The organism is Phocaeicola faecium (assembly GCF_014837055.1).
Taxonomy (GTDB): domain Bacteria; phylum Bacteroidota; class Bacteroidia; order Bacteroidales; family Bacteroidaceae; genus Phocaeicola; species Phocaeicola gallinarum.
Window position 1 is genome coordinate 289526 of sequence record NZ_JACSPQ010000017.1, and the last position, 11692, is coordinate 301217.

Genomic DNA, 11692 nt, shown 5'->3' on the forward strand with positions numbered 1-11692 from the left:
AAATGGATCAATTAACCGATATAAATCCGGTAGAAAGGCGGTTGGTAGACAAAGCCAATGCCGCATGGATTCCCATCTCCAGTTCTTTCGAACTGACTCCGCTCTGTAACCTGAAATGCGACATGTGCTACGTGCGGATGGAGCAAAGTGAAGTGAAGCAGGCCGGCGGATTACGCAGTGCAGATGAATGGCTGCATACAGCGGAAGAGTTGCGGCAGGCGGGTACGCTGTTTCTGTTGCTGACGGGTGGCGAACCCTTGCTTTATCCGGGCTTTGCCGATTTATACCTCCGGCTGAAAGAAATGGGCTTCATCCTCACCCTGAATACCAATGCCACACTGATAACCGAAGAGTGGGCACAACTGTTTCAGCGGCAAAAGCCCCGCCGAATCAACGTTACGCTTTACGGCGGCAGCAATGAAACTTATGAGTCGTTATGTCATGTTTCAAATGGTTTCGATCGTTGTATGAACGGCTTGCGGTTACTGAAGGCTCATGGCATTGATGTTAAATTGAACCTGACTCTGTTGAAAAAGAACCGCAACGACTTTTCCCGCCTGTTGGAAATAGGCCGGACGCTGGATATCCCTGTATCGACAAGCAGCTACATGTCGGTGTTTTGCAGCAAGACCTGTACCTCGCAGTTGGAGATTCCCCACATACGGATGTCTGCCGACGACGTGGCAAAGATCGATGTAGAATATCTGAAATATAAAAAAGGCGACGATTATCCTGCGTACGCTTGTGAGATGGGAAACTTTCTGAAGCACGACATTCCTACTGCCTCCGAGGGACAAGGGCTTACCTGCCGTGCCGGGAAAAGTTCGTGCTGGATAAATTGGCAAGGCATAATGACACCCTGTGTGGATATGGCGGTTCCGGCGGTATCACTGGCGGAAACGTCGGTAGCTGAGGCTTGGAAAAAGATAACAGACGAACGGAAAAACCTGCCCCTGCATACCGAATGTGCCGGCTGTGCCCTGCGGCCGGTGTGCGACGTTTGCTACGCCAATGCTTCCAACGAGAAAGCACACTGCGGCAACCTGCACTATTTGTGCGACATCGCCAAAGCTAAAAAAGAATTATTGATACGTGAATCAAACAGATATGAAACTAAATAATTTATTGAAACTTCGTCAGGTAGGCGGAGAATATATGATTATCAATCCGTACAGCGAAGCAGCAGACATGACGCAGGTTATTTCGCTCAACGAAACGGCAGCATGGCTGTGGAAACAGGTCGAAGAAAAAGAGTTTACCACAGACACGCTGGTAAATTTATTGTGTGAAGAATATGAAGTAGACCGTTCTACGGCGGAAAACGATATCCGTGAATTGTGTAACGAATGGCTCCGGAAGGGATTGGCGACAGAATGAGCAGAATACAGGAGTTGTTTTTTTTCTTGCTGAAGCGCGGACTGTGGGGCGATAAGCAAACACCGGATGAGGGCTTGTTTCCGGCAACATCTTCGGAATGGATGCTGCTGTATCGGCTTTCCCGTAAACATACGGTGCAGGGAATTGTATACGATGGCATTTGTACCCTGCCTGTCGGTTGTCAGCCCCCGAAGATGCTGCTTATCCAATGGGCGGTGGAAATAGATAAGTGGGAGCGTATCAATCACCACCAGCAACAGATGCTTTGCCGTATACAGATGCTGTTTAACCAAGCTCCCGCCATCCCGTTTGAGTTAATAAAAGGATTGGCTATCAGTTGTTATTATCCTAATCCTTTACATCGGGTTTGTGGAGATTTAGACCTTTATTTTTGCGGAAAAGAAGGGGTGGAAGCAGCCAATAAGCGTATCGAACAGACGGGAGTTTGCGTTGAGTTGGGCAACTCAGACGACTCATCGTATACTGTAAACGGTACTTATGTAGAGCAACATCCCCGATTGATAGAACTGCATAACCCGTTCATCCAAAAAGAGTTGCAGCAATGGGAGAAACAGGTTTTCGGAACCGGTGCACCGGAGCAGCGTCCGGTGTATTTCGGCATACCGATATGTGTACCGACTCCTGTGGCTCATCAGATGCTGGTTTCTACCCACATATTGAAGCATCTGTTAAATGAAGGTATCGGGTTACGCCAACTTTGCGATGCAGCGATTCTGCTGAAAGCGCAAGCATCGGTTCTCGATAAAGAAGAATTGGAGAAAAGATGCCACCAGTTCGGCATATATCGTTGGTCGAAGCTGCTGTATGCGTTGTTGGTAAAATACATCGGACTTCCCGCAGAATATCTGCCTTTCCCTACCGACGAAAATCCTGACACATTGATGGAGGAAGTTTGGGAAAGCGGCAACTTCGGATTTTACGATGAACGAAAGGCGGCACGTCCCGACGGGAAATGGAAGAACAAATGGTATACGGTAAAACAAATCAGCCGCAAAGCAAAACTGTTTTTCCTGTATGCTCCCGGTGAAACCTTTTGGTGGCCGGTATCATTGTCGGGTGTCCGGCTGAAAGAATTGATTCAAGGGAAATGAGGGAGTTGATAAAAAAGCTGTTACGTAAATTAACGAAAGAAAATATACATTCCGTTTACCATTTGGGGCGGAAAGCCATGCGCTGGGTGATGCAAGTCACAGCAGGCTATCATTGGTTAATTACCTTTTCCATTTTTTCGGGCATTTTTGGCGTGGGTATGTCGTTGTTCAACGTATGGCTCTCGAAATGGATTATTGATATCGTAACCGGCGCACGCGAAGGAAACGTTTGGATAGCTGCCGGACTGGTGGTTTTCTTTTTCTTTTTCGGTATGGCGGTGAAGCTGATTTCGCCGTGGATTTTCGGAAAAATCAGAATGCGCATCGGCATACGGATGCAGAACTCACTGTCGGATGCCTTAATGATGTGTTCGTGGAAAAGCGGACAAAAGTGGCATACGGGCGATTTGTTGACTCGTATCAACAGCGATGCTTCGGAAGTGTTGAGCATGGGCATGGGGATATTGCCTAACTTAATCGTTACCACGGCACAGCTGATCGGTTCGTTTATTTTCTTGTGGGCGCTTGAGCCTCGGCTGGCTTGGTTCATTTTGGGGGCTACGCCGCTGGTACTTTTGTCGAAAATCTATTTCCGGAAAGTACGCGAGCTGAGCAAGGCACAAAAAGAAATGAGTAGCGAGATGGGCTCGGTAATGGAAGAAAACCTTTCGCAGCGCGTATTGGTCCGTTCGTTGGGTGCCACGGATTACCGTAAGCAGAAACTCCATCAGACCCAAGAAAAACTGTTTAATCTGGGGATGGAACAAATCAAGTTCTCCACCTATTCGCAGGGAGTGATGGGATTTGTGTTTGGCGGCGGTTACTTGTGTGCGTTTTTGTGGGGAATATACCAGTTACATACCCATCAGATAACATTCGGTACGATGACCGCTTTCCTTCAGTTGGTAGGACAGGTGCAAGGCCCGTTCTTGGGACTGATAGCCATACCGCCTGCATTGGTGCGCGGATGGACTTCGGTAGAACGTCTGATGGCATTGTTTGAAGATGTAGAACCCGATGAAAATCCGAAATATTTGGATAGTCCGTTAGCTCTGACGTTTAACCAAGTTACTTTCTCTTACGAAGAAGGTCAGCCGATATTGAAAAATTTTTCGGCAGAATTCCGTCCCGGAACCTCTACTGCCGTAGCCGGGCCTACCGGAACCGGAAAAACAACAATGATCCGGCTGATGTTGGCACTGCTGTCGCCCGACTCTGGAAATCTGACTCTTACGACTGCGGGAAATACTACCTATAACGTGAACCAAGACATGCGGATAAACTTCATGTACGTACCGCAAGGAAACACCCTTCTTAGCGGTACAATTCGCGAGAACTTGTTGTTGGGAAATCCCGCAGCGCAAACATCTGATTTAGAACATGTACTGCGTATCGCTTGTGCCGACTACGTATTCGATTTGCCACAGGGAATAGATACCCGCATCGGCGAACACGGTTACGGGCTTTCGGAAGGTCAGGCACAGCGTTTGGCGATAGCCCGCGCATTGCTTCGTCCGGGAAATATTTGGCTGTTTGATGAGGCTTCTTCAGCATTGGATACAGCCACTACCGCCCGATTGATGGATAACTTGTTGCGTGAAGGCGCAGAAAAAACCTTAATCTTTATAACCCACGACCCACGCCTGATGGAACGTTGCGACCGGGTAATTAATCTGAATGAATGTAATTTAAACGATAATCGAACAGAATAAATAAAAAATTAGCTAATTGAACTTATGAACAAAATGATTCGAATCTTTTGCCTGTTGGCAATTCTTTTCTTCGGTTCGTGTGCTGGCAGAAAAAATTTAGTTTATCTGCAAGACATGGAAGAACTGAAAGAATATCCGGTTTATCAGAAATACGAAGCCGTTATTCATCGTGATGACCGTTTGAGTATTACAGTAAGCTGTAAGAATCCCGAACTTACTTTGCCGTTTAATATCCCCGGAAGCAGTGACTATAGTGTGGGGCTCGACGGAAACGTAACGGCGGTAATGCCTGCCACTCCGGGTACAGACAATACCAACAAAGGATATTTAGTAGACGTGAATGGCGAAATTGATTTTCCCGTACTCGGTAAATTGAAAGTAGAAGGATTGACACGCAACCAGTTGACCGAAATGATTAAGCAACGTTTGATTAATGAAGATCTGATAAAAGACCCCATTGTGACGGTAAACTTTCAGAACTTCAAAATAACGGTGCTTGGTGAAGTGGGCAGTCCGGGAACTTACGACATCAAAGGAGAACGAATCACTCTGCTGGAAGCGATAGCCAAAGCCGGAGATATTACAGATGAAGGACGTGTAGACCGTGTTGCCGTAATTCGCGAGTATGGTAACAAGCGTCGTATTCAGTTCCATGACCTTCGTTCAAGAGAGATTTTTAACTCTCCAAGCTACTATTTGCAGCAAAACGACATCGTATATGTAGAACCTTCTTCAGCCAAAGCGAGAGACAACGCTCAGCGTACATTCAGTATGTTCAGTATGGTATTGTCTTTCATTACAACCATAACTTCTATCGTTGTATTGGCAATACAGTAGGTGACTAACTCTTAATTTATTCTCGTTATGATACAAATGAGCGAACAGAAAGACCTGTCAGGCAATGATAAAACCCAAAGCAGCAGCGGATTTAATATCAATCCGTTAGATATGCTGATGTATTTGTTAGCCCGTTGGTATTGGTTTGTGCTGTCTATAGCCGTATTCGGAGGCTATGCATGGTATCAATATGCCAAAACGCCTTATCAATACTCCAGCTCGGCAACGGTTATGATAAAAAATGCAGGTCATAATAATTATAATTACGGATTAGACCGTTTTCAGATGAACAGTTACACTAACGTGGCGAATGAGATTTTGCAATTTCAATCTTATAAACTGATGCGCGACGTGGTGAGCCGGTTACATGCTGAAGTTTGCTACACTGTGATGGACGGTTTGCGAGAAATCGAATTGTACACACAAGCTCCGGTAAATCTGTCTTTCCTTGAAGCGGAAGAACATGAAGATTTCAGTGTAGACGTAATTCCTATTGATGACAAAACCGTCCGGCTATCGAATTTTATAGGCAATACGGTTAACAGTCAGTCAATGAATGCAACTTTGAACGATACCATTCAAACACCGATAGGAAAGTTGTTGATAACGCCTACGCTTTATTATGCCAATAAATGGTATGGCTCGACCATCACCGTACATAAGATGAGCGTAGATAACATGGCAAGTATCTTCAGTTCTAATTTATCGATTACGCAAGCAGAAAACGATGCTTCCATCCTTTATCTTAGCCTGCGCGATCAGTCTCCGGTGCGAGTAGATGATGTGCTGAATACGTTGATTACGATCTATAATGAAGAAACCGTAAAAGATAAAAATCAGATAGCCATCAATACATCGAAGTTTATTAATGACCGGTTGATTATCATCGAGAAAGAATTGGGTGGTGTGGAATCTGAAATCGAGTCGTATAAGCGTCAGCACGAATTGATTGATGTATCATCGGCAGCCAGTATGTCGGTAGCCGACAAACAGCAATATGGAAATCAGATTACCGAATTGGAGTTGCAAAAGCAAATGGCTAATTATGTGAAGAGCTATCTTACCGACCCTTCGAAGATAACGGGACTGCTTCCTTCGAATACAGGTATTGCCGATGTTAATATCGAAACCCAAATCACTCAGTATAATACAAACAAGCTGAAACGTGATAAGTTGATAAAAAACAGTAGCAATAAAAATCCGGTGGTACAAGAGTTGAACAATTCACTGATGGCATTGCGACAAAACATCATCCGCGATATCGACAATGTGATTGTAGGAATTGATGCCAAGTTGCGTGAAGCCAGAAGTCGTGCGGGAGAAGCAGAAAGCCGTGTGGCAAATATTCCGACCCAGCAACGTCAGATGTTGTCTATCGAGCGTCAGCAACGTATCAAAGAAGAATTGTATTTGTATCTGTTGAATAAACGTGAGGAAAATGCTTTGAGTCAGGCTACCACTGAAACCGATGCCCGTGTGCTTGACCCTGCCGGTGGAAGTGATATGCCGATTTCTCCGAACGGGAAAAACATGATTATGGCAGGAGTGATGAAGGGATTGGCATTGCCGGCTGTAATATTGATAGCACTCATGTTCTTCGATACGAAGATACGTACGCGGAAAGATATCGAAGACGGAGTCAGTGTACCGTTCCTCGGTGAGATACCGGAAGCAAAGAATCGTGGGAAGAACCATATTATCGTGCGCGATCAAGGGCGTGACATCGTTTCGGAAGCCTTCCGTATCGTGCGGACGAACATGGACTTCATGCACATCAAAAACAAACAAATGCAGGTTATTACCTTCAGCTCGTTCGGTCCCGGAGCCGGTAAGACTTTTGTTTGTACCAATTTGGCAGCCAGCTTTGCTCAAACTCAGAAAAAGGTAATACTGATAGACCTTGATATACGTAAGGGAACATTGAGTCGTCATCTTCACCATCAGGAAAGTGGTATGACAACTTACCTCGCCGGAAATGCAAAGATAGATGACATCATTAAGCCCAGTGAGTTTGCGCCGAATCTGGATGTGATATCTGCCGGTCCGAATGCGCCTAACCCTGCCGAATTGTTATTGAGCGAAAATCTGGAAACGCTCATTGCCGAGTTGCGTAAACGCTATGATTATATTATTGTAGATAACGTGCCGGTAGGTATTATTGCCGATGCCGCCATCACCAACCGAATAGCCGATTTAACCATATTCGTTATCCGTGCAGGTAAATTTGACCGACGCATGTTGCCGGACTTGGAAAAATTGTACCGCAGCAAGCAATTAAATAACATGTCATTGATACTGAACGGTGCGTCTGTTAAAAATAATGGCTACGGTTATGGCTACGGCTACGGTTATGGCTATGGTTACGGCTACGAAGAAAAAAGATCGAAGTTTAAATTCTGGAAAAAACGCAGTTAATCAGTTATGTTTTTCAGTTTCAAGAAAAAACATTCATTATTGGAATCCGGCATACTGAAAGGAATGACCGACATCCACTCCCATATACTTCCGGGAGTGGATGACGGCTCTCCTTCTACGGCTTCCAGCTTAGATTTATTGAATTGGTTTGAACGTTTGGGCATTGTTCAAGTATGGTTGACTCCGCACGTTATGTCAGACCTTACGCAAAATACACCTGAGCGATTGACCACCTGTTTTGAACAGTTTAAACAACAGTATAAAGGAGCGATAAAACTCCATCAGGCCGGAGAATACATGATGGACGCAGCCTTCCTGCAAAAGTTAGAAACGGGAGTCTTGCAATTGGGTAAGAAGCATCTGTTAGTAGAAACTTCATATATGCTTCCTCCTGCCGGACTGCATGACATATTGGAACAAGTACGTCATGCAGGCTATTTCCCCCTGATAGCCCATCCGGAACGTTATACTTACATGGATAAAAAAGACTATCAGAAGCTACATGAAGAAGGATATGAATTTCAGTTGAATCTGATGTCGCTGAGCGGTTATTACAATCCGGGCGCAAAAGCTGCAAGCGAATGGCTACTCAAAAAAGGCATGTACACCTACGTTGGGAGCGACTTGCATCATCTGGAGCGTTACCAGCCCATGTTGGAAACCATGAAGCTGACCAGCGAGCAACTTGAATCCCTGAGTATACTGATTGCCAATAATGAGTATATTTAAAAAGACCATTCTGCTGTTATTGTTGCTTCCTACCGTGTTGTTGGTCATTATACCTCACAGCACGGCGTCTGTAGCTTCCTATCTAACTCCGGTAACTTTAGCAGTTATTCCGATAACTTTGTTGAATGCCTTTTTAACGGTATGGGAATTTCATAAACACAGTCGGTGGACATGGCTGTTTGCCATAGCTTTTCTTGTCAGCGGTTGGCAGGTTAGCGAAACGATTGGATTCGGAATTTCAAGTCGGAAAGTACATTCGGAAATGTTTCCTATACGCATCGTAAGCTGGAATGTAAGAGACTTTCAACTAAAATCAGAAACCCTATTGAAAGCAAGTAACGTACTGTTGGCAGAAAAGCCCGACATACTCTGTTTTCAAGAACGACCGCACACCAACCTGTTGGCATGGGATACAATCAAAGCCGCTTTTCCTGATTATCCCTATACCGCGATAAACAGTAGAGAAGACGAAGTCTTAAATTTAGCAATCCTGAGCCGCTGGCCTGTTTCCGGATTAAAAGAATTTTATTTTCCGGAAAGTTACAACAAAATCATACAAGCAGATATACACATAGGCAAACAAACAATACGTTTGTTTAACGTACATCTGCAAACCACAGGTGTAACGCCCGGCATGGAAAGGAAAAGCGTGATTCAAATCATGCAAAAACACGCATTAAAGCGTAATAAGCAAGCCCAACTTTTACACGAAGCCATTCAGTCAAGTCCCTATCCGGTTCTTGTTTGCGGTGATTTTAACGACGTACCCTCTTCGTTCGCATATACACAAGTCAGTCAAGGCTTGCGCGACTGCTTCAAAGAAGCCGGTTACGGATGGGGAAACACCTACCAGTCGTTAGGCAACCTGTTTCGGATTGATTATATGCTCTGCTCCAAGCAATCCGTTGTAACAGACTACAACCTGATAAGTAATTCATGGAGCGACCATAAAATCCAGTGCGCTACCATCTATTATCCATCTAACTAAAACAGAAAAGATACATGTTCGATTTTATACCTCTATCCGATTATACAATGTATTTCAACTATACCATACTTGTTATGGTATTAGTCGCCTTTTGGCAGTGTAATACGGGTATCAGTCTCCAGAAAAATACAGCCACCTTGAATGCTATGTGGGGAATTCTATTCACTATTCTGCTTATTCTTTATATGGGGTTAAGACCAGTTTCCGGATATTTTGGTGATACAGTGAATTATGCGAAAGGTTTTTATGAGATACAACGTTCTGTAAAACCGTTTGTGTGGCAATGGGAAGGGGAGTGGTTGTTTCATAACTTGATGGGATGGTTTGCTAAAAACAGTGATATACATACCTTCTTTTTGTTTTGCGCATTCATTTATGTAGGATGTCTTTGGATGGCCATGCAGCGCATTTTTAAGGATTACTATTATATTCCTTTCTTGGTAATACTTGGTATGTTTACTTTTTGGGCGTATGGTGTCAATGGCGTTCGTAATGGGATGGGAGCCTCTTTGATTATTCTTGCAATGACGTATGTCAATCGTATTCCTGTGATGCTAATCCTTTGTTTGATTGCGACAGGTATTCATAAGTCGTGCTATTTGATGGTTGCTGCCGGAGCGTTGACATGGTTTATAAAGAATAGTTATCTTTATTTAGTCGGTTGGGTAGCATGTGTAGGAGCATCGTATGCCGTAGGCAATCGTATTCAGGCTTTCTTGGCCAATTTTATTTCTTTTGGTGATGATCGTTTTTCCGGTTATCTGACAGGTAGTAATATGGTGGGAGAAATTGTACAAATGAGTATGACATTCCGTTGGGATTTTCTTCTGTACAGTGCGATGGGCGTATTTGTAGGATATTATTTTATTTTCCGTCGTAACTTTAAAGATGAATATTACCAGTGGATTTATAATACATTTTTAGTGACCAATGCCTTTTGGGTATTGGTGATCCGTGCGGCATACAGTAATCGTTTTGCTCAAATATCATGGTTTATCATGCCGATAGTATTGATTTATCCGTTTATGAAGCAACGGTTTTGGCAGAACCATGAAAAAATATTAGGTTTAGCTTTATTGGTATTTTATTCATTTGCTTTTTATTTTAATATCCTGAAATAAGATTTTATATGGATATGATTTTTTGATGAAATATCAATTAATAGAAATAAAAACGGGAAGTTATTATCAATAATTTACTGCTTGTTGGAAAAGATAATAATAGTTTTCAATATTTACTTGAAAAATGATAACTAATTTAAAGCAGAAAGTTTTATCGGGGATATTTTGGAATTATATAAATCGATTTGGATTACAAATAGTAGGTATTTTACCTGCTATGATATTGACTCGAATATTATCTCCTTATGATTATGGTTTAATTGCAATGACGGCTGTTTTTACAGGAATTGCTTATCAATTGGCCGATGGAGGATTTGGAAATGCCTTAATACAAAAGAAAGATGCAGATCATTTAGATTATTGTAGTGTTTTTTATTTTAATATTGTTATATGTTTTTTTATTTATCTTATTATTTATATAATAGCTCCTACTTGCTCCATATTTTTTAATCAAGAAAAACTTACTTCTATAATTAGAGTATCTGCATTAGGTATTATTTTTTTGTCATTTGGACAAGTGCATGGTATTATTTTTAAAAAGAATATTGAATATCGAAAAGTAACTATTAGGAATTTGTTAGTACAAATTATATCTATTATAATAGGTATTATTTTAGCATTAACAGGTTATGGTGTTTGGGCTTTAGTCTTCCAGGGATTGGTTTATACTTTGTTATCAAGTGTTGCTAATTGGATGATATCTGAATGGAGACCTACAGTATGCTTTTCTTTTAAACGGTTAAGATTATTGTTTAATTATGGGTCGAAATTGTTGCTTACTAGTATGATTGATTATGGATTTAATAAAAGTTATGATTTTATTATAGGAAAATTTTATTCTCCCGCAACTTTAGCTCTCTATAATCGTGGGTATAGTACAGCAGGGTTATTTAGTGAGACTTTTTTTGGGGTCTTTAGTAAAGTTTCATTTCCGGCTTTTGTACAAATGCAAGATAATGATGAAATTTTTAAGAGAAATATTCGTCGTTTTTTGATAGTCTGTTCCATGAGTATATTTTTTGTAATGTTGTCACTGACTGTTGTTGCAGAGCCCTTATTTCACTTTTTATATTCTTCTAAATGGAATGATACGATACCTTTTTTTAAGTTAATTTGTATAGCAAGTTTATTATATCCTATTATTTCTATTTTAGAGTCGATTTTGTTGGCTAAAGGATTATCCGGAAAATTTTTGTTTATTTCTATTATTAGGAAGATATTGATAATAATAGTTATTTTGGTAACATGGAAGCATGGAGTTTTATATATGATTCTAGGTACTTTTATTTGTCGCTTTATTGAAATTGTGATATTATGCTATTTTATCAATAAGGTAATACAATATAATTTTTTAAATTTATTTTGTGACTTAACTCCTTATTTAGTAGTATCTTTAATTAT

At 41.9% G+C, this 11692-nt stretch carries 10 protein-coding genes; all 10 read left to right on the forward strand.

All coding sequences use genetic code 11. The annotated features are described in order from the left end of the window. The first annotated feature begins 2 nt into the window (after positions 1–2). A complete protein-coding gene (locus H9626_RS12350) occupies positions 3–1121 on the forward strand; it encodes a radical SAM protein (RefSeq protein ID WP_191710663.1) in 1119 nt (372 codons plus the stop codon). Continuing rightward, positions 1108–1377, forward strand: coding sequence for a PqqD family protein (locus tag H9626_RS12355; protein ID WP_191710664.1), 270 nt, complete (start codon positions 1108–1110; stop codon positions 1375–1377). Before H9626_RS12350 ends, H9626_RS12355 begins: the two co-directional genes overlap by 14 nt. Then, positions 1374–2489, forward strand: coding sequence for a nucleotidyltransferase family protein (locus tag H9626_RS12360; RefSeq protein WP_191710665.1), 1116 nt, complete (start codon positions 1374–1376; stop codon positions 2487–2489). The genes H9626_RS12355 and H9626_RS12360 overlap by 4 nt, the downstream gene beginning before the upstream one ends. Beyond that, positions 2486–4201 carry an ABC transporter ATP-binding protein gene (locus H9626_RS12365; RefSeq protein ID WP_191710666.1) on the forward strand — a complete coding sequence of 572 codons (1716 nt, stop codon included), beginning with the start codon at positions 2486–2488 and terminating at the stop codon, positions 4199–4201. The genes H9626_RS12360 and H9626_RS12365 overlap by 4 nt, the downstream gene beginning before the upstream one ends. 24 nt (positions 4202–4225) lie before the next feature. Further along, positions 4226–5038: a polysaccharide biosynthesis/export family protein gene (locus tag H9626_RS12370; protein WP_191710667.1), complete on the forward strand. Its 813-nt coding sequence runs from the start codon at positions 4226–4228 to the stop codon at positions 5036–5038. Positions 5039–5065: 27 nt separating this feature from the next. Then, on the forward strand, positions 5066–7453 hold the full coding sequence (locus tag H9626_RS12375) for a GumC family protein (RefSeq protein WP_191710668.1): 2388 nt from the start codon (positions 5066–5068) through the stop codon (positions 7451–7453). A 6-nt stretch (positions 7454–7459) separates the two neighbouring features. After that, positions 7460–8182 (forward strand): tyrosine-protein phosphatase, encoded by a 723-nt coding sequence (locus H9626_RS12380; RefSeq protein ID WP_191710669.1) that lies wholly within the window; start codon positions 7460–7462, stop codon positions 8180–8182. Then, entirely contained in the window at positions 8169–9170 is a 1002-nt protein-coding gene (locus H9626_RS12385; RefSeq protein WP_191710670.1) for an endonuclease/exonuclease/phosphatase family protein, read from the forward strand. Before H9626_RS12380 ends, H9626_RS12385 begins: the two co-directional genes overlap by 14 nt. Before the next feature lie 74 nt (positions 9171–9244). Further along, complete coding sequence (locus H9626_RS12390) at positions 9245–10291, forward strand: EpsG family protein (RefSeq protein WP_225230988.1); 1047 nt, start codon at positions 9245–9247, stop codon at positions 10289–10291. A 124-nt stretch (positions 10292–10415) separates the two neighbouring features. Continuing rightward, positions 10416–11692 (forward strand): lipopolysaccharide biosynthesis protein (locus tag H9626_RS12395; RefSeq protein ID WP_191710672.1); only part of this gene is annotated, 1277 nt, incomplete at its 3' end.